Origin of the sequence: Rhodothermus profundi, assembly GCF_900142415.1 — a bacterium.
GTDB lineage: Bacteria > Bacteroidota > Rhodothermia > Rhodothermales > Rhodothermaceae > Rhodothermus > Rhodothermus profundi.
In genome coordinates this window covers 26362-45757 of the sequence record NZ_FRAU01000002.1, presented here as the reverse complement: position 1 = coordinate 45757, position 19396 = coordinate 26362, and the positions used below count along the sequence as shown (strand labels likewise).

Annotated in this window: 14 protein-coding genes; 8 read left to right on the top strand and 6 right to left on the bottom strand. The window is 59.8% G+C overall.

Translation table 11 applies throughout. The features are described from left to right. Positions 1-122: 122 nt before the first annotated feature. From BUA15_RS03700 to BUA15_RS03690, 3 genes are all read left to right on the top strand, one after another. A complete protein-coding gene (locus tag BUA15_RS03700; protein WP_072714637.1) occupies positions 123-1061 on the top strand; it encodes a hydrogen peroxide-inducible genes activator in 939 nt (312 codons plus the stop codon). An 82-nt stretch (positions 1062-1143) separates the two neighbouring features. Next, entirely contained in the window at positions 1144-1758 is a 615-nt protein-coding gene (locus tag BUA15_RS03695; RefSeq protein WP_084660509.1) for a hypothetical protein, read from the top strand. 13 nt (positions 1759-1771) lie between these two features. Further along, positions 1772-3586 carry a methyl-accepting chemotaxis protein gene (locus BUA15_RS03690; protein WP_072714636.1) on the top strand — a complete coding sequence of 605 codons (1815 nt, stop codon included), beginning with the start codon at positions 1772-1774 and terminating at the stop codon, positions 3584-3586. 69 nt (positions 3587-3655) lie between these two features. Here BUA15_RS03690 and BUA15_RS03685 read toward each other — a convergent pair whose 3' ends face one another. Further along, a complete protein-coding gene (locus tag BUA15_RS03685) occupies positions 3656-4546 on the bottom strand; it encodes a manganese catalase family protein (RefSeq protein WP_072714635.1) in 891 nt (296 codons plus the stop codon). Positions 4547-4956: 410 nt separating this feature from the next. Here BUA15_RS03685 and mgtE point away from each other — a divergent pair, with 410 nt between their 5' ends. Further along, positions 4957-6342, top strand: a complete 1386-nt coding sequence (mgtE, locus tag BUA15_RS03680) for a magnesium transporter (RefSeq protein WP_178139376.1) — start codon at positions 4957-4959, stop codon at positions 6340-6342. Here the strand turns inward: mgtE and BUA15_RS03675 are convergent. From BUA15_RS03675 to BUA15_RS03660, 4 genes are all read right to left on the bottom strand, one after another. Continuing rightward, positions 6339-7235, bottom strand: coding sequence for a tetratricopeptide repeat protein (locus BUA15_RS03675; RefSeq protein WP_245771906.1), 897 nt, complete (start codon positions 7233-7235; stop codon positions 6339-6341). The genes mgtE and BUA15_RS03675 overlap by 4 nt on opposite strands. A gap of 77 nt (positions 7236-7312) precedes the next feature. Continuing rightward, positions 7313-8332 (bottom strand): LacI family DNA-binding transcriptional regulator, encoded by a 1020-nt coding sequence (locus BUA15_RS03670; RefSeq protein WP_072714633.1) that lies wholly within the window; start codon positions 8330-8332, stop codon positions 7313-7315. A 29-nt stretch (positions 8333-8361) separates the two neighbouring features. Next, a complete protein-coding gene (locus tag BUA15_RS03665; RefSeq protein ID WP_072714632.1) occupies positions 8362-8970 on the bottom strand; it encodes a gluconate 2-dehydrogenase subunit 3 family protein in 609 nt (202 codons plus the stop codon). Beyond that, entirely contained in the window at positions 8967-10703 is a 1737-nt protein-coding gene (locus tag BUA15_RS03660) for a GMC family oxidoreductase (RefSeq protein WP_072714892.1), read from the bottom strand. Before BUA15_RS03660 ends, BUA15_RS03665 begins: the two co-directional genes overlap by 4 nt. A 189-nt stretch (positions 10704-10892) precedes the next feature. Here BUA15_RS03660 and nagB point away from each other — a divergent pair, with 189 nt between their 5' ends. Genes nagB through BUA15_RS03645 form a run of 3 tightly spaced genes read left to right on the top strand, consistent with a single transcriptional unit; the run spans position 10893 to position 15014 of the window. Further along, the gene (nagB, locus tag BUA15_RS03655; RefSeq protein WP_072714631.1) at positions 10893-12818 is read left to right on the top strand and encodes a glucosamine-6-phosphate deaminase; all 1926 of its coding nucleotides are present in this window, start codon (positions 10893-10895) and stop codon (positions 12816-12818) included. Next, positions 12805-13944 carry a carbohydrate-binding family 9-like protein gene (locus tag BUA15_RS03650; RefSeq protein WP_072714630.1) on the top strand — a complete coding sequence of 380 codons (1140 nt, stop codon included), beginning with the start codon at positions 12805-12807 and terminating at the stop codon, positions 13942-13944. Before nagB ends, BUA15_RS03650 begins: the two co-directional genes overlap by 14 nt. Further along, positions 13941-15014: a glycoside hydrolase family protein gene (locus BUA15_RS03645; RefSeq protein WP_072714629.1), complete on the top strand. Its 1074-nt coding sequence runs from the start codon at positions 13941-13943 to the stop codon at positions 15012-15014. Before BUA15_RS03650 ends, BUA15_RS03645 begins: the two co-directional genes overlap by 4 nt. On the opposite strand, the gene BUA15_RS03640 is transcribed toward BUA15_RS03645, so the two are convergent. Further along, positions 15011-15964: an N-acetylglucosamine kinase gene (locus BUA15_RS03640; protein ID WP_072714628.1), complete on the bottom strand. Its 954-nt coding sequence runs from the start codon at positions 15962-15964 to the stop codon at positions 15011-15013. The genes BUA15_RS03645 and BUA15_RS03640 overlap by 4 nt on opposite strands. Before the next feature lie 305 nt (positions 15965-16269). On the opposite strand from BUA15_RS03640, the gene BUA15_RS03635 reads away from it, so the two are divergent. Beyond that, entirely contained in the window at positions 16270-19386 is a 3117-nt protein-coding gene (locus BUA15_RS03635) for a SusC/RagA family TonB-linked outer membrane protein (protein WP_072714627.1), read from the top strand. The last annotated feature ends 10 nt before the right edge of the window (positions 19387-19396 follow it).

Below are 19396 nucleotides of genomic sequence, written 5' to 3'. Positions count from 1 at the left end.
GTGCCGGGCCAGCTCTTTCAGCAACGGCTCGGTGAGCTGCCAACGTATTCCCAGTCGGATCAATCAAGCTATATTCTATGGTTTCAAGCTATATTCTATGGTTTCACCAAAGGTATTCAGTCATGACGCTTACTCAGTTGGCTTACGCGGTAGCCGTTGACACGTACCGGCACTTTGGCCGGGCGGCCGAGCACTGCCACGTCTCCCAGCCAACGCTGAGCATGCAGCTTCAAAAGCTGGAAGAAGAGCTGGGCGTGCAGCTCTTTGACCGCAGCCGCAAGCCTATCCTGCCCACTCCCATCGGAGAGCGCGTCCTGGCCCAGGCCCGGGTGATTCTACGGGAATGCGAGCGGCTGTACGAACTGGTGCGCGAAAACCAGGAGACCGTCCAGGGCACGCTGAAGTTGGGCGTGATTCCTACGCTGTCTCCTTACCTCATGCCGCTGGTAACCCCTCTGCTGCAAGATCAGTATCCGGAGCTTACCGTTCAGGTTGACGAATTGACCACAGAACAGATTCTAGAGGCCCTGATTACCGATCGAATTGACGCCGGTCTGATTGCCACCGAAGAAGATCGTCCAGGGCTGCGGCGAAAGGCCCTCTTTCGCGAGCCATTTGTCGCGTACCTGGGAGCAGGACACCCCCTCCTGGCCAACTCACAACTTGATCCGGCTCAGCTCCGCCTGGAAGACATCTGGCTACTTAAAGAAGGGCATTGCTTTCGGGATCAGGTGCTCCAGGTATGCAGCCGGCGCGAAGAGGCCGGTCCCGTTCCCCAGCTTCGCTTCGAAAGCGGCAATCTGGAAACACTTCGGCTGCTGGTAGACCAACTGGGAGGTGTCACCCTGCTTCCCCTACTGGCCACGCACTATCTGTCCCCGGAAGCTCGCGCGCGCGTGCGATATTTTCGCGAACCGGTCCCCCACCGCACAATTTACTTGATTTATGTCCGGACCCATCTGAAGCGCAGGCTGTTGGACGCCTACGTGAGCGTGCTGCAGCAAAGCATCCGCGCAATTCTGCCTCCGCCCACCTACACCGGCCAACGTCTGCTCACGTAATACGTGAGACCACGTACTTAACTACCCTCCAGGCCAGCCGATACAACAGGCGCTTCGGATCAACCAACGATCGAACTGCGCCGTGCTCCCTTGTATCCATTTTCGTCGCTGGCTTCCGTGGCTGGGCGGAGCGCTCTGGCTGGGATTAATCGGCGCAGGCTGGGTCATCGTTACCGACTACAGTAGTCGGCCGGCGCCGGTGGGGGATGTACCCGAAGTGTGGCCGGTCGATGTGCCGTTCGGGCCCGACTCAACGCGCATGACCCTGGTCATGTTTGTGCATCCGCGCTGCTCCTGCAGCCGCGCCAGTCTTCGCGAATTGGCTTATATCATGGCACGCGCCCGGCGCAATCTGACGGCCCACATTTTCTTCTACCAACCCGCTCATAAACCGGCTGCCTGGATCGAAACGGATCTCTGGCATTACGCGCAGACCATTCCCTTTACTACGGTACACCGCGACCTGGACGGACGGCTGGCGGAACGCTTCGGTGCACTGGCCTCCGGACAGGTTGTGCTCTTTCGCCCCGACGGTCGCCGCGTGTTCTACGGGGGCATTACGGCCGGACGCGGCCACGAAGGCCCTAATCCCGGCCGCCGTCAGGTGCTGCATCTGGTGCGTGAGGGCGTCGGTACCGCCGCGCACACGGCCGTCTGGGGCTGTCTGATTCAGGAAACCCAAACCACAACCCCTTAGCCTTCTGGAAGCCATGCTGCGCACGCTGTTTCAATGGGGCAAACTGGACCGCGCCGAAGAACTCTCGGAACGACCGCGCGAGCTGTATCAGCAGTTTCAGCACCAGACCTATGTGCAGACCGACCGACTTTTCGGTTGGTTGCTGATAGCCCAGTACATTGCCGGCATTGCGCTGGCGCTGATCGTCTCTCCTCGCACATGGATCGGAGACACCGGTAAGGTGCATCTCCACGTGTACGCAGCGGTTATCCTGGGCGCCCTGGTGATGCTTGTGCCCGCTTATCTTGCCTTTCGGCGACCAGGCCGCGCTGCAACGCGCTATGCTATTGCGGTCGGCCAGATGCTCACCTCTGCGCTGCTCATTCACCTGACAGGCGGCCGCATCGAAACGCACTTCCACGTGTTTGCCTCCCTGGGCATCCTGGCCGGCTATCGCGACTGGAAGGTCTTTCTGATCGCAACGGTGGTCGTCGCCGTCGACCATCTGTTCCGGGGCATCTATTATCCGCAGTCGGTCTTTGGCATCCTGACCGCTGACCTCTGGCGCGTGGCTGAGCACGCCTGGTGGGTGGTGTTCATGGTCGCCTTCCTGCTGAAGAACTACGCGAACACCATCGCGGAGGTCAAGCGCATGGCGCAGCAGCAGGCGGAAATTGAAGCGATTAACGCCTCGAACCAGGCGCTGCTAGAACAGTCGCAAGAGCAGGAAGCCCTCCTGAATAAACAGCAGAACGAGCTGGAACAGACCATGGCCGCCCTGGAAGCGGAGCGCACCGCGCTGCGCAGCGGCGTAGAAGCGATGCTGGAAGCCATGGACCGCTTCGCAGCCGGCGATCTGCGCGTGCGGCTGCCCGAGGACCACGAGGGAGACCTGGGACGGCTATTCCGGGGCTTCAACCAGGCACTGGGCCGCGTGCAGCAGATGATCCAGGAAGCCCGCGAGATTGCCTCGCAAACCGCTGCGCTCTCCGCGCAGATCAGCAACGCGACCGATGAACTGGCCGCCGGCTCGCAACAACAGTCGACGCAGACGCACGATGTAGCCGCCGCTATTGAAGAAATGACGCGCACCATCATCGAAAGCGCCCGCCATGCTTCCAAAACCGCCGAAGTGGCGGAAACGGCCGGACGGCTGGCGCAAGACGGTCGCACCATCGTCGAACAGACTGTCCACAAAATTCGTGAACTGGCCGACGTTGTCCAAAGCTCTAGCCAGACGATTCAGAAGCTGGGCGCCTCCAGCGAAGAAATTGGAGAAATCGTCTCGGTCATTAACGAAATTGCCGACCAGACGAACCTGCTGGCGCTGAACGCGGCCATCGAAGCAGCCCGCGCAGGCGAACAGGGACGGGGCTTTGCGGTGGTCGCCGACGAGGTGCGGAAGCTGGCCGAACGAACCTCGCAGGCTACGCGCCAGATCGCCGACATGATCACAACGATCCAATCGGATACGCGGGCGGCCGTCGCGGCCATGGAACGGGGTACGCAAGAAGTTGAAGAAAGTATTCGACTGGCTGACCAGGCAGGCCAGGCACTCGAACGAATCGTTGAAGGCGTCGATCAGGCTATCGACACCGTAACGCAGATTGCCGCAGCCACCGAAGAACAGTCAACCACCAGCGAAGAAATCTCTCGAAACGTGGAAACTATCTCGTCGCTGGCGGCTGAAGCGGCCCGCAACGTGGCTACCATTGCCCGGACGACCGAAGAGCTGGCCCACCTGACCCAGCGCCTGCAAGGGCTCATGGAGCAATTCCGCACCGGTGAAGCAGCAGAAACGCTCCAGGCCAGCGCCAACGGCCATCCACCTTCCCCCACCTTCCCATAAGCCACACCTAACCCGAACAAAAAGCGGCCGGTAGGCAGCCGGCCGCTTTTTTGCTTTCTATATTTCCGATTACAGCTCTTTTAACAACCGCTGCGCCACTTCATGCAGTTCCTCCGGAGCAAATCCCGGAATCGATGCCTCCGGGGCTTCGTCCAGATCAAGCTGAGGACCTCCTGGCGGCGGCCCATCCACCACCTCTAACGGCTGCCCATCCTGCGGATGCACTCCTTTCCAGATCTTAGCAATATCTCTGTAGTCCTCCAGACTGAAACGATATAGCTTGCGGTGCTGCCCGGCCTCCTCGTATTTCCGCGCCTCCGGAAAACGACGATTCTCAATCTTCGGAATAGGCAGCATTCGGGTCACATCGACCCCGGTCAGCAATTCAAGAGCTCTGGCGTAGGCTGTCGCATGCACACCGCCACGCACCAGCAGGTAGCCAATCATCTCACGAGCTACCGGATTGCTGGTCATCTCATAAACGCGAATCTTGTGCAGCCGCGCACCACACTCCAGGAAGAAATTGTGGAGCAAATCCAGCACCAGATCCCCGCTGTTGAACACGTAGTCGCCCTGCCAGGGAGCGTTCATGGAGTTGGCCACCAGAGCGCCCTGGCCCGTCACAATGAAGTGATGGGGGTTGCGCCCCTTCAACCCTGACGCCAACGGGGTCTGACTCGGATCCTCCTTGCGCGAAGCCCCATTAAGCAGCGCGTTGACCGTAGCAGCTACCAGTTCTACATGACCGTACTCCTCAGCCCCGATGTTCGCAATCAGGTCATAAAACGGCTTTAGCTCTTTTTTGCCTCGAAAATTGAAAGACTGAAACGTGTAATTCATCAGCGTAGACATCTCCCCGAAACGCCCCCCTAACAGTTCCTGCACTACAGCAGCCGAATCGGGATCCGGCTCCTCAGGCATAGGCAGTTCAATCTGCAATTTGTCAATTCTGAGAATCATGACGCCCTCCTCAGATTCAGGTTACCGGATACGACCGATTGCCAATATATATTTTGGCTATCATGTTGTCTAATCAATAATTTCTATCTATAAAATAGAGGCTGCCAATGTGAAGCCACGACGCCGGTCGGCTCCTCTTTGGTCGGGCACCTGCAGAATCAAAGCCGATCTCTCCTTACCCGATCTGCACAGCTACGGAATCCAGCATACTGCTGGAAGGGAGCGGCCTTGGCATTTAAGCAGCACCGCAACGCTGGTGGCGCCTCATGGATAGTGTCGAGGGGCTCGAGGCTATGGAAGCAGGGTTGCCTTGCTACCCGTCTTTCCTTTTTACAAAGCCCCCGTGGAAACTTCTGTTGCGTACCCGTACTTTGGGGTTTGTCTTCGACTCATTGTAATGGCGGGTTCGCATGCTGGCCCAGTTGCTTCAACCTGAGGTGCAGGAACTTATTCGCACGCGCAACCTGCGCGCGTTGCGCGACGTGCTGGTCGAGTGGGAGCCGCCCGAAATTGCCGGACTCATTGATCAGCTTCCTTCGCCGGACGACGTAGCCGTCTTTCGACTGCTGCCGCGTGATCTGGCCACGGAAGTCTTCGAGTACCTGCGCACCGAAAAACAGGAAGAGCTTATCGAAGCGCTGGCCCGCGAGAAAGAGTGGCTGGCCCAGCTACTCAATGAACTTTCTGATGACGACCGCACTGCTCTGCTGGAGGAGCTGCCCGGACCGGTTGCCCAGCGGCTGCTGAACATGCTCGCGCCCGAAGAGCGCGAGGTAGCCATCAAACTGCTGGGTTATCCCGAAGACAGTGTCGGGCGGCTGATGACCACCGAATACGTGGCTGTCCGGCCCCACTGGACCGTCCAGCAGGCCCTTGAGCATATCCGTCGTTTTGGCAAAGACAGCGAAACGCTCAACGTTATCTACGTCGTTGATGATAACTGGCGGTTGCTCGACGACCTGCGCATTCGCGAGCTGCTCCTGGCCGATCCAGACACAAAGATCGAAGAGCTCATGGACGGCCGCTTCGTGGCGCTCAAAGCCACGGACGATCAAGAAACGGCGGTGCAGGTCTTTCGCGACTACGACCGGGTGGCGCTGCCTGTAACGGATTCCGAAGGCGTGCTGCTGGGCATTGTCACTATCGACGACGTGCTCGATGTGGCCGAAGAGGAAGCCACCGAGGACATTCAGAAAATCGGTGGTATGGAAGCGCTCGAAGAGCCGTACATTACGGCTTCACTGGGCACGCTCGTCAAAAAGCGCGCGCGGTGGCTGACGGTGCTATTTCTGGGGGAAATGTTCACAACCACGGCCATGGGACACTTCGAAGAAGAAATCGCCCGGGCCGTAGTGCTGGCTCTGTTTGTCCCATTGATTATCTCCAGCGGCGGCAACAGCGGTTCTCAGGCGGCCACCTTGATCATTCGTGCCATGGCGGTGGGAGAAATCACGCTGCGCGACTGGTGGCACGTGATTCGTCGCGAATTTCTTTCCGGACTGGCGCTGGGAGGCCTGCTGGGTGTTATTGGCGTATTGCGGGTGGCACTGGGACAGCACCTCAGTGGATCGTACGGAGAGTACTGGCTACCGATTGCCCTTACGGTAGGTTTAGCCCTGGTAGGGGTGGTGCTCTGGGGCACGCTGGTGGGCTCTATGCTGCCGTTCCTGCTGCGCCGCCTGGGACTGGATCCGGCAGTCTCTTCGGCGCCGTTCGTGGCCACGTTGGTAGACGTGACAGGCTTGTTGATCTACTTCGGCACGGCACGGCTCCTGCTGACTGGCACGTTGCTTTAGGGTGCTTCCAGACGTGTCATTTCCTGGAGGAGTTGCTCCAACGCTGGATGCCGGGGTTGTAAGGCATGGGCAGCTTCGACTGCCTGGCGGGTCTGCGTGGCGAAGCCTTCCTGCAATAATCGCCGCGCCAGCTTGAGCAGCGCCAGCGCATCGGCGTGTTGTGCCACGGCTACTTCGGCCTGCGTCAAAAGCGGCTCTAGCCGGCGGAGCTGATCCGCCCGCCTCAGGTGCTGCTGGCCGGCAACTGTGTCGCCCAGAGCAAGCAGCGCGCGGCCCAGATGGTAGTGGGCAATTGGCTGCCAGGGACGCGCGGCAAGCACGTTCTTCAGCCACCGAGCAGCCGCGCTCGGCTGGCCCATCCGCATCAACAGGGCTCCGAGGGCAAGCTGATAGTCCGGATGGTAGGGGGCCTGTTGCTGCGCTTTACGGGCAGCCGCCAGGGCCTCTGGAAGCTGCCCTTTCAGTTCATGCACATGCCGCAGACCATCCCACGCTTCAGCCAGCGTACTGTCGAGTTGCAGGGCTTCCTGAAAGCTGAGCGCGGCCTGGTCGAGCTGTCCCAGTTCGCGATAGACGTGGCCAAGCTGCACCCAGGCAGCCGCGCGAAGCACCCCACTGGCCTGGTGCAGCGCCTGGCGGTACTGCCGGAGCGCCTCGTGCAACTGGCCCTGCTGCTGCATCACCCGTGCCAGCAGAAGCCGGGCTTCCACATGGTCGGCACGCAGCTGCAACGCCTGGCGCAGCACAGTCTCGGCCGCCCGGAGCTGCCCCAGATCGCGGAGCAATACCCCTTTCCATACATAGCCTTCCGGCCACCTTGGCGCCTGTTGGATCACGCTATCGGCCAGCGCCAGCGCTGCCGCCCGCTCGCCTGCCTGGTAGGCCTGCTGCAACTGTCTCAGAAGCGCTGTCGCCGACGCGTCAGGCGTCGGCAGCTCTGCCCGACAGCCTGCCAGCAGCAGAAGCAGCGCTAAGCCACCGCCCCACAACTGCGCCGCACCACAAGCTCGGCCTGCAAATTGGCATGCACGGCCAGCCGTTTGCGGCCTTCGATCTGATCGATAAGAATGTTGGCAGCCCACCGACCTTTCTCGTAAATCGGCTGACGTACAGTGGTCAACGGCGGACAGGTGTATTGAGACACAGGCAGATCGTCAAAGCCTACTACCGCCATCTGCTCCGGCACCCGCACACCGGCTTCGTAAAGCGCCAGCAGCGCTCCGATAGCCATCGTATCGCTGGCGCAGAAAACGGCCGAAAAGTCTGGCCCCCGCTCCAGCCAGCGGCGCATAATCTCATAGCCTGAACGCTGCGAGTAGTCCCCAATTTCAATTAACAGCTCCTGCATTTCAGCGTGGGCATCTCGCAGCGCCTGCAGATAACCTGCCTGGCGGTCGCGCGTCTCTTGCAGCTCTAGATTGCCCAGAATAGCGGCCACCCGCCGGTGTCCCAGCCGACACAGATGTCGAACTGCCCGATACGCTCCACCAAAGTTGTCCACATCGACCGAGCTAATATCTGGATAGGCCCGGTCATGCCCGACCAGCACCGCGGGAATGTCTCGCTCCCGCAACGACTCAATGACGCGTTCGGCTACCTCTGAAGTAAGCAGCACAAAGCCGTCAAAGCTGTGCTCGTGCAGCAGGCGATCTTCCAGCTCTGCTTCGGCATCCCCCGATAGCATGGAAAGCGACACAAAGTAGCCGCGCTGGATGCACTGCTCAAAAATGCCCAGGTGCAGCAATGTCCAGAAGCCGTTTGCCAGCGCTTCATTCCCCCGACGCGGCGTCAGAATGCAGATTTCGTAGGTGCGTCGGGTTGCCAGGCTCCGCGCGACCGAACTGGGACGATAGTTATACTTTTTAATAACTTCCAGCACGCGCCGCCGCGCCTCTTCGCTCACGTTCGGATGATTATTGAGCACGCGCGACACTACCGAACGGGATACGCAAGCCAGGCTTGCGACCTGGTCAATCGTCAGCTTCTCCATAATCCCCTCCTCCGGGACGTCTCCCGGGATTATTTCAACCCCAGATGTTCAAGCACCTCGTCCGGGCAACCTTTCCATTCAGCTACTGCAGTGTTGCCCATGTATTGCAGATCTTCCATCCCCATTTTGCTCGACCAGAAACCCGAAGCCACCAGATCCCGGAAACTGTTGAAAAAGGCTACGCCCGGGGCCATTTCAGGGGGCGCTACCTCAGGATAGGCAATCAAATCAAGCAATTCCTGCTGCTGCTCTTGACTGCACGCAATGAACGGCCTGCCGTAGCGTTGCAGACACTGGTAATCAAGCCAGGCCAGACCGCCTCGGATAGCCGTCTGCCGTTGTCCCAATCCCGGAATAAGCGGGTCGCTCATAATAAAGTCGATAAAGGCCGGCACGCCCGCATCACTCGCACTGCCAGAACGCTCGTCGGCTGGAATGACCCAGTCGGCCAGTACTGTAACCGTCTGATACTCGTGCTCGGTGAAAAACTGCGGCCGGTAGTCAGGGCCCGGTTGCGTCTGGCCCTGTCGCTGCTGCGCCTGCCGCATTTCTTCCGGGCGGCATCCGAAACTGAACGTCGGTGCCGCTGCGATCAGTGCCAACAGCTTGAGCGCATCGCGTCGGGTAACGTCGCTCATAGGTTGCCCTGTTTGCGTTGTTCAGTGATGTATTCCGACGTGCGCCAGGCCAGGGCCAGAATCGTCCAGGTGGGATTTTTATGAGGCATCGACACGAACGGTCCGGCATCGACCACGAACAGGTTCGGTACGTCGTGCGCCTGGCAGAACGGATTAAGCACTGAGGTCCTGGGGTCGTGGCCCATGCGCGTCGTGCCAGCCTCATGAATAATTTCTCCGGGTTTTGTAATGCCATAGCCGCGCTCTGGTCCGGGCATCTCATCAAGGGGTTCCCCGCCCATGGCCCGAATGATCTCTCGCGCTGTTTCTTGCATATGCCGCACCTGGCGAATCTCCTCCTCGCTCCACTTCACGTGAAACCGAAGAACCGGAATGCCGTAGCGGTCCACTACGTTTGGATCCACCGTGCAATAGTTCTCATAGCGGGCAATCATTTCTCCCCGTCCTGAGAAACCTACGATGGCACCATAGAGCTGGCGATAGTCTTCCTTGAGCTGCAGGCCATACCCTCCCCCTCCTCTGGGGCGCGGCCGGCCATCAGGCCCGGGCAAGCGCCCATTGAGCCGGTGAATACCCGCGCCAAAACCATAGCCTGGCATGCGACGCCCACCCCAGACCTCCAGATGATACCCGCGCGGAAAGTCCAGCTTCTGATTGTAGGCCCACCAGGGAATGTAGATATGCATGCCGCCCACGCCATCCTCATTGTGCGGCAGATTTTTGACCAGTGCAGGGATGAAGCCGGCCACGCTGGTACCTGTCGAGTCCATCAGGTAGCGGCCCACCAACCCGCTTGAATTTGCCAGTCCATTCTCATAACGAGGGCCGCGCGAGTTAAGAAGCAGCCGGGCGGTTTCACAAGCACTGGCCCCGAGCACGACAATGCGGGCCCGCACCTGCCGCTCCTGCATGGTTTCTTTGTCAACGTAGGAGACCCCGCGAGCGCGCAAGTGCTCGTCCACCAGAATCTCTCGGGCCATGGCGTTGGGGATGATCGTGAGGCGCCCTGTCTCCAGAGCTGGAGGGAGTAGCACGTAGCTTGAAGCGAAGTTTGCCCGCACCGTGCATCCTCGGTTACACTGCGAGCAGTAATGGCAAGCCGGTCGTCCGTTGAGTGGTCGCGTTAAAATAGACAGGCGAGAGGCCAGTACGGGGATTCCCAGTTTCTCACAGGCTCTTGCTACCAGCAACTCGTAGCATCGCGGCTTAGGAGGCGGCAGAAAAATGCCATCTGGTTCGTTGTAAAAATTGTCTCTCGAGCCAAAAACGCCAATCAGACGATCGACTTTGTCATAGTAGGGGGCGAGGTCCTCGTACGAGATCGGCCAATCATCGCCGTAGCCATCACGGCTTTTCCCTTTGAAGTCGTCGGGCCCGAAGCGCAGGGAGATGCGCCCCCAGTGGTTAGTACGCCCGCCCAGCATGCGGGCTCGAAACCACATCCAGTCGGTTCCTTCTGCTCTCAGGTAGGGCTCGCCCGGGATTTCCCAGCCTCCGTAGCACGCGTCAAATTCTCCGAACGGCCGTTCGACAGTCGATGCCCCGCGCCGCGGCGATTCATAATTCCACGTGAACATGGCTCCATCCCGGGCCACGTCCCACATGGGCCCCGCTTCCAGCATTACTACGTTGGCACCGGCCCGGGTCAGCACATAGGCTGCCATGCCCCCGCCCGCTCCTGAACCCACAATGCACACGTCATACTCCGGAGCCCGCTTAAGCACCTGAAGCATGGGCATCCTCCGGCTACGTTTCGGCCAAACAGTTAACGCTCTGTGAAGTATAGGCGAGAGCGCTTTCAGACTCAAGGCCGCATCCTGCCTCCCTGCATTTTGGAACCGGTCCCCAAATGCAAAACCCCTTGCGCACGGCGGCTTTAGCGCCGGATCATTGAAAGGGCAACCAAATGAGCCGTCAGAACGATGTCGGTGAACGCAACGATGCAACCGTCTGTCATCGTCTCCAGCCCGAGCGAAGGGACCCAACGCGAACGAGTTCCCGTGCGCATTTTTGATAATCCGGCCCAGCTTGCTCGCGAAGTAGCCCGACGCATTGCCACCTTAATTCGCAAACGCCAGGCTGAAGGGCGCCCAGTGGTGCTGGGGCTGCCTACTGGCTCCACCCCTATCGGCGTCTACCAGGAGCTGGTGCGCCTGCACCGACAGGAAGGGCTAGATTTTTCCAATGTGATTACCTTCAACCTTGATGAATACTATCCCATGCAACCGGATAGCCTGCAGAGCTATCACCGGTTCATGCGGGAAAACCTGTTTGATCATATCAACATCCCGGCTGAAAATATTCACATCCCACGCGGAGATCTGCCGCCAGAAGAAATCGAAGCTCATTGTCAGGCCTATGAAGCAGAAATCCGCAGGGCCGGTGGCCTGGACCTGGTGCTGCTGGGCATCGGACGCAGCGGCCACATCGGCTTCAACGAGCCCGGCTCTGGCCCCGAAACGCGCACGCGGCTGGTGGTGCTGGACGAAATCACCCGAAAAGATGCCGCCAGCGATTTCTTCGGGGAAGAAAACGTGCCGCGCCATGCCATTACCATGGGCATAGGGACCATTCTGGAAGCCCGTGAAATCATCCTGATGGCTACCGGCGAGCACAAAGCGCCCATTGTGCGGCGAGCTGTCGAGGAGCCCCCCGACCGGCAGGTGCCCGCCAGCTTTCTGCAAACGCATCCCAATGCTACCTTCTACCTCGACCGTGCCGCTGCCAGTGAGTTGACGCGCGAAAAAACCCCCTGGCTCGTACGGGAAGTCGTCTGGGACAAACCCATGGCGCGCCGGGCCATCATCTGGCTTTCCGAAAAACTCGGCAAGGCCATTCTGAAGCTGGAAGCCGCTGACTTTTATCGGAATCATCTGCACAGTCTCATTCACGCCTACCCTGACGTTGACGCACTCTGCCTGGAAATTTTTGAAGACCTGCGCCAGCGGATTGTTTACCCCCACCAGCTCTTCAAACACCAGCGCGTCATTGTCTTTAGCCCTCACCCGGACGACGACGTAATTTCCATGGGCGGCATGCTGGACAAACTGGTAGCCAACCAGAACGAAATTACCGTCGCCTATATGACTAACGGCTCAGTAGCCGTCTTCGACGCTGACGTGCGGCGCTACCTGCGCTTTGTCGAATTGAGCCACGACATCTTGGGATTGGAAGATAACGCCCTCCAACGTTTTCGCCAGCGCCAGCAGGAAATCCTGGACTTCTTTGCACGTAAACAGCCGGGTGAAGTGGACCTGGAGGTGATTCAGAAGCTCAAAGCCCACATCCGGTATGCCGAAGCCGTAGCTGCTATTGAAGTGGTGGGCTTATCAGCCGAGCATGCCCGCTTCCTGGACATGCCCTTCTACAAGACGGGCACTGTCCGAAAGGACCCCATCAGCGAAGCCGACATCCGCATTGTCCAGGAATTGCTCGAAGAAATTCGGCCGCAGCATATCTTTGTGGCCGGCGACCTGTCGGACCCACACGGCACGCACCGCATGTGCTATACGGCCATTCAGCAAGCCCTCCAGCGATACCACCGAGCCCACCCACGCGACGAGTGGCCCCTGGTATGGCTCTACCGGGGCGCCTGGCAAGAATGGGAAGTCCATCAGGCCGATGTGTTTCTCCCGATGTCCAAAGCAGACCTTGATCGCAAGATCGAGGCCATCTTCAAACACGAAAGCCAGAAAGATCGAGCTATGTTTCCGGGCGCCTACGACGACCGGGAATTCTGGCAACGCGCCCGTGACCGTAACCGGGGTACTGCCGAAACGCTAAACCGCCTCGGCCTGCCTGAATTCTACGCGGCCGAAGCCTTCGTGACCTGCTATGAAATGCCCTGAGTTCTGGAGCCAGACCGGCTGGCTGACCGTCTGTCTGGGCTTCCTCCGGCTGCTTCTGGATGCTGCTTTGGCGGTCGGGCAGCCGGTCATGGCTCCGGATTCTCTGCTTCCATTCGCTCCTCGCACCTACGTCTGCTACCGCAGCGACCACCCGCTCCGCATCGACGGTCGCCTCGACGAACCCGCCTGGCAGGCCGCCCCCTGGAGCGAGCCGTTTGTTGACATCGAAGGCCCGCACCGGCCACCTCCCCCCTACCATACCCGCATCAAACTCCTGTGGGACGACACCTACCTGTATATCGGCGCCGAACTGGAAGAACCGCACCTGTGGGCCACGCTCACCCGGCGTGATACCATCATCTTTTATGACAATGACTTTGAAGTATTTATTGACCCCGACAGCGACACGCACACCTATTACGAGCTGGAAATTAATGCGCTGGGAACCGTATGGGACCTGCTTCTGCTCAAACCGTATCGAGATGGAGGCCCGGCGCTGAACGCCTGGGACATCCGAGATCTCAAGGCGGCTGTGGCCCTCGACGGAACGCTGAATGATCCGTCCGACATCGACCGTGGCTGGACCGTCGAGCTGGCCTTACCCTGGACGGTTCTTGCAGAAGCTGCCCCAGAAGGACGTCCTCCCCGTCCAGGCGAACAGTGGCGCATGAACTTCTCGCGCGTCCAGTGGCCACTGGAGGTAATCGAAGGCCGCTACCGGAAGCGCCGCGACCCGGCGACCGGCCGTCTTTTGCCCGAGTCAAACTGGGTCTGGTCGCCGCAGGGCGTCATCAATATGCACCTGCCCGAACGCTGGGGCTATGTGCAGTTCTCGGCCATAGTAGCGGGAGAGGGCACGGAACCCTTCCAACCGGCCCCTGAGGAGCCACTGCGCTGGCAACTCCGCCAGCTCTACTACCGCCAGCGTCTATTCCGGGAGCAGCATGGTCGTTACGCCCGGACGTTTGATGAGCTGAACGTCCCGGCCAACTGGCGCCGCCGCTACCACCTTACCCTCCAGACCACAGAAAGCCTTTACGAGATTACGGCCCGCCTCCCCGACGGCACGCGCCTGCATATTCGCGAAGATGGACGCATCTGGAAAACCTTCCCCGATAACCCATGACGCGCAAGGAATTTCTCCGGCTGACAGGGCTCGGACTGGCGGCTTTTGTGACCGGATGCCGCCCGAGCCCCTCCGCTTCGCGCCGCAAACACTGGGCCTGGATGGGCGCCAACGTGGGCAGCGAGGAAGCGGCCCGCCGCACCTTTGCCCGTCTGAGAGCCAGCGGCATCGACGCCCTGCTGCTGCATGAAAACCGCGCAGAAGGGCCTGCCTTCTATGAACGTCTGATCCCCCTCGCTCAGGCGGAAGGACTTGAGCTACACGCCTGGATCCCTACCATGATGCGGGCCGAACTGCTCGAAGACCACCCGGACTGGTATGCGGTCAACCGCGAAGGTGTCTCGACTGCGCAGCAACCGCCCTACGTGGACTACTACCGGTTTCTTTCGCCCTGCGTCCCAGGCGTGCGCACTTATCTGGCCAACTATTACGACCGCATGGCGCAGATTGAGGGACTGGCCGGCCTGCATCTGGACTACATCCGCTTCCCTGACGTCATCCTGCCCATCACGCTCCAGCCGAAATACGGCCTGGTGCAGGATCGGGAATATCCTCCCTTCGACTATGGCTACCACCCCGAATGCCGATCACAGTTTAAGGCGCAGACCGGCCTGGATCCGCTCCAACTAGAAGATCCTTCGACCCATGCGGCATGGCGACAGTTTCGGTATGACCAGATCACCACAGTTGTGCGGCAGATTGCAGCGCGCGTTCATGCGCGCGGTAAACCCCTCACAGCCGCAGTCTTCCCTACCCCGGAGATCGCCCGCACGCTGGTCCGTCAGGATTGGCCTCGCTGGCCTCTCGATGCAGTTATGCCCATGATTTACCACAACTTCTACGACAAACCGGTCGCCTGGATTGAAACGGCCACCCGAGAGGGCGTCAAAGCGCTGGATGGTCGCATACCACTCTACAGCGGGCTTTTTATACCGGCCCTCACGCCTGCAGAACTGGATCAAGCCATCGATTATGCCCTGGCAGGAGGCGCCGCAGGCGTCTCGCTGTTCAATGTCGAATCGCTGACGGACGCCCACTGGAAGGTATTGAAAGCGCGCCTGCGGACTTAATCGTCGCACTCTGATCCAACATTGGCCTTCAGCAGGCGTCGCGCCAGGCGCAGGGCGCCTTCGACGGGTCGCTGCTGCTGCACTTCAATAGACCAGCCAGGCCACCGCCGAACCAACTGCTCGCGCAAACAGCTCACATAAAACGGTTCGTTCATCAACCCTCCGGCCAGTGCCATACGGGGAGCCACTTCGCCCTTCAACCGGCCCAGCAGCCAGCTTACCTGTTCTACCAGGCGCGCCACTTGATCTTCCACAATCTGCTGCGCAATCGGATCGCCGTCGCGCGCAGCTTCCAGCACGACCGGCGCAAACTCCTGCAAAGGCCAGTGCTCCTGATAGACGCGGTGAATAAGTGCGTCGCGCTCGCTGAGCAAAAACCGCTCAGCCAGCAGCTCACGCAGGCGCGTGGGCGGCCCTCCATCCATCGCATGGGTTACTGCTTGCAGCCCTGCCCGAGCAATCGCAAAGCCGCTTCCCTCATCCCCCAGCAGGTATCCCCAGCCTCCGACCACTTCAATCTGTCCCTGACGCGTACGGGCCAGAATGACCGATCCCGTGCCCGCCACGACCACGACCCCACTGTCGCCCTTGAAAGCGGCTTCCAGCGCAATCTCAGCATCATGCACCACCCGCACCTGAACAGACCGTCCCCCATCGCCAAGCACCTGCTGCAACCGGCGGGCCAGCAATTCCTGGTCTTTCGGACGGCCGCAGCCTGCAATCCCGGCACACACCGAAAGCACCGACGCTTCGGGGAAATGACGCAGGGCCCGCTCAATTACTTCCTGCAAAACGGCCACGGTCTGCTCAAAACCAACCCGCTGCAGATTAGCCCCTGGCCCCACCAGCCGAACAGGTGAACGCTGAGGATGGTGCTCCACCGCAAGCAGCTCGGTTGACGAGCCACCCACATCCAGACCAATCAGCAAAGACTGCACGGAATGGTCCATGTTTTAAGCGCTTAGCATCAGCCGGCGCCTTTTACCTCCAAACCCCTCTCCTCGCTTCCAGGCCGGCACCCGACAATTAACGAATTCATCAAAAAGGAAGATTGAAAAGCTTGCCAGGCCAAGTAACACGTGGACTCCCTTTTGGCGCAATGTGGGATCGGTCCCAAAATGAGGCCCCTCTGCTCTGGGACCGATCCCAAAATGAAGGGCTGCCTTGCCGACCGACAGGCCCCGCTCTATCATGAAAACTGCATCAAGACGCACGCAAACATGCCGGGCTTTTTCTAAACCATCTGTCAGAAGCCATGAAGAACCACTACCACGGATTCCGCAGACGTCTGTTGCTGCTGAGCGTGCTGCTGCTGAGCGCTTCAGCAGCCCACGCCCAGTTTGAGGTGCGCGGCGTCGTGCGCTCAGCCGACGACAACAGCCCCCTGCCAGGAGTCAACATTCTGGAGGTGGGCACCATGAACGGGACCACTACCGACGCCGATGGCAACTTCGTGCTGGTGGTCGGTAGCCCCCAGGCCACACTCCGATTCTCGTTTGTGGGCTATGAAACTGTAGATATCCCTCTGAACGGGCGCTCGTACCTTGAAGTGCTGCTCCAGCCGACAGTGGCCCAACTGGGCGAAGTCGTGGTAACTGCCCTGGGCATCGAGCGCGAAGCGCGAGCCGTAGGCTATGCCGTCAGCCAGGTAAATGCCCAGGACCTGGTAGTGGGCACCGAAACCAATTTCGGAAACCTGCTTCAGGGCAAGGTGGCTGGCCTCCAGATCAGTCCAACAGCCGGAGGCCCCGGATCGTCAACGCGGATTGTGATTCGCGGCGTCTCTTCACTCACCGGCGACAACCAGCCCTTGATTGTCGTTGACGGCGTGCCCATCGATAACTCAACCATCGGATCGGCCGGCATGTGGGGTGGCTTCGACGGCGGTGATGGCATCTCCAGCCTGAATCCCGAAGACATCGAAAGCATCTCGGTACTTAAGGGGGCAGCGGCTGCCGCGCTTTACGGCACACGCGCCCGCAACGGGGTCATCCTGATCAACACGCGCTCGGGCAAAGGGCGACGCGGCCTGAATGTTGAGTTCAGCTCCACGTTTACGGCCGAAGAAGCCCTGGTAGGCTTTGCCGACTACCAGAACGTGTACGGTCAGGGGCAGCGAGGTCAAAAGCCCGCCACGCAGGAAGAAGCGCTCCAGACCGGCCTGTCGAGCTGGGGGGCCAAACTGGATGGTTCGCCCGTTATTCAGTTCGACGGCGTAGCACGGCCCTACAAAGCCGTCAATCGGCGGCTGGAAGACTTCTACCGCACCGGCCTCTCGGCCCGCAACACGCTGACGCTTTATGGCGGAAGCGAAAACGCGTCCGTCTACTTCTCGGTCACGCAGTTCAATGCCCAGAGCATTGTGCCGGGCTCGGGACTGCAGCGCACGTCGCTGACCTTGCGCGGCACCGCTACGTTCGGCCGCCTGACCGCCGACGTAAAGGCCAATTACATCAATGAGTTGGCTGACGACCGCACGAACCTCTCCGACCGTCCGGGCAATCCCAACTTCTCCATTGCCTTCCTGCCCCCTAACGTTGATCCTCGAACGCTTAAGCCCGGCTACACAGACGAAGGACGCGAATTACAACTCGTCAGCGACGTCTATACAACCAACCCCTGGTGGGTTGTCAATCGATTCCAGGCCGACGACGACAAAGACCGCCTGATCGGTACCATCGACCTGCAATTTCGCCTTACCGACTGGCTGACCCTGCAAGGCCGCACCGGCCTGGACTGGTACACGCTCCGTCGTCGCACCGTCACGCCGTGGGGAACGGCCTACCGACCAGACGGCGACATGTCGGAAAATGAATGGCGCGTGCTGGAAAGCAATACGGACCTGCTGCTGAAAGCTCAGTATCCGCTTACGCCATCCCTGAGCGTAAATGCCTACGCAGGCGGAAGCGTCCGCTGGCGCCAGGTAGAACAGGTGGGCGTCTATGGCGCTCGGTTTAAGCTACCCGGTCTGGTCACAATTGCCAACACGAAAGACCTGGCACCGCGATACGACTTCGAGGAAAAGCAAATCAACTCGCTCTACGCAGCGGCTGAATTCTCCTACAAGGACTATCTGTTTCTGAACCTGACCGCCCGCAACGACTGGTCCTCTACACTACCCCCCGACAGAAACGGGTACTTTTATCCTTCGGTGAGCGCCAGTTTCGTCTTCAGCGATGTGCTGCCCGTGCCCGCCTGGCTGAGCTTCGGAAAACTGCGCGCAGCCTGGGCCCAGGTGGGAAGTGACACCGACCCGTATATGCTTAACCTGACCTATCGAATCGCCGACGCAACCCACCAGGGACAACCGCTGGGCTTTATTGCGCAAAACTCCATTCCGCTTTCTAACCTGAAGCCGACCACAACTACGGAAACAGAACTGGGCATCAATCTGGAGTTTCTGGATCGCCGGCTAGGACTGGATCTGACCTGGTATCGCCGCAAGACCACGGATCAGATCCTTTCTACCACCATCTCTGAGGCGTCAGGCTTTGGCGAACGCGTCATCAACGCCGGAGCCCTGCAAAACCAGGGCATTGAACTGCTGATTACGGGCTCGCCCATTCGCACGCCCCAGCTCTTCTGGAACGTAAGCTTCAACTACGCCCGGAATCTCAGCAAGGTGCTCTCCCTGGCCGGCGATCAAACCGTACTGGTGCTGGACCAGAGCCGGTTGCAGACCGCCTGGATTACAGCCGAAGTGGGCAAACCCTACGGCACGATCTGGGGCTACCGCTACCTGCGCGACGACCAGGGACGCATCGTGCACGACGACAGCGGACTGCCCATGCGTGACCCCGAACGGGTCGTGCTGGGCCGGGGCACGCCCGACTGGACCGCAGCGCTCTCCTCCGAGGTGGGCTATAAGAACCTGACCGTCAGCATCCTCCTCGACGCAAAATGGGGAGGCCAACTCTTCTCAGGGACCAACGCCTACGCTTACATCTATGGCCTGCATAAAAACACGCTGAAGGGGCGGGCCGAATGCGATGCAGCCGGCTACCCGGTAACCGGCTGCATGGTCGGAAAAGGCGTTAACCAGAGCGGCCAGCCTAACAATGTAAAGGTATTGCCCGAAGCCTACTACGGCCGCATCGGCAGTCAGATCGCTGAGGAGTTCGTCTACGACGCCAACTTCATCAAACTGCGCGAACTCCGCGTCGCGTACCGCCTCCCTGACCGCTGGCTGGTGCGCACGCCCATGCGCGCCGTAACCATTGCCCTTGTAGGCCGCAACCTGGCCTACCTCTACAACACGGTTCCCAACGTGGACCCGGAATCCAGCTACAACAACGGCAATGCCCAGGGACTGGAACTGGCTGGCGTGCCGCAAACGCGCAGCCTGGGTCTCAGCATCAACGTCCGCTTCTAAGTTCACCAAC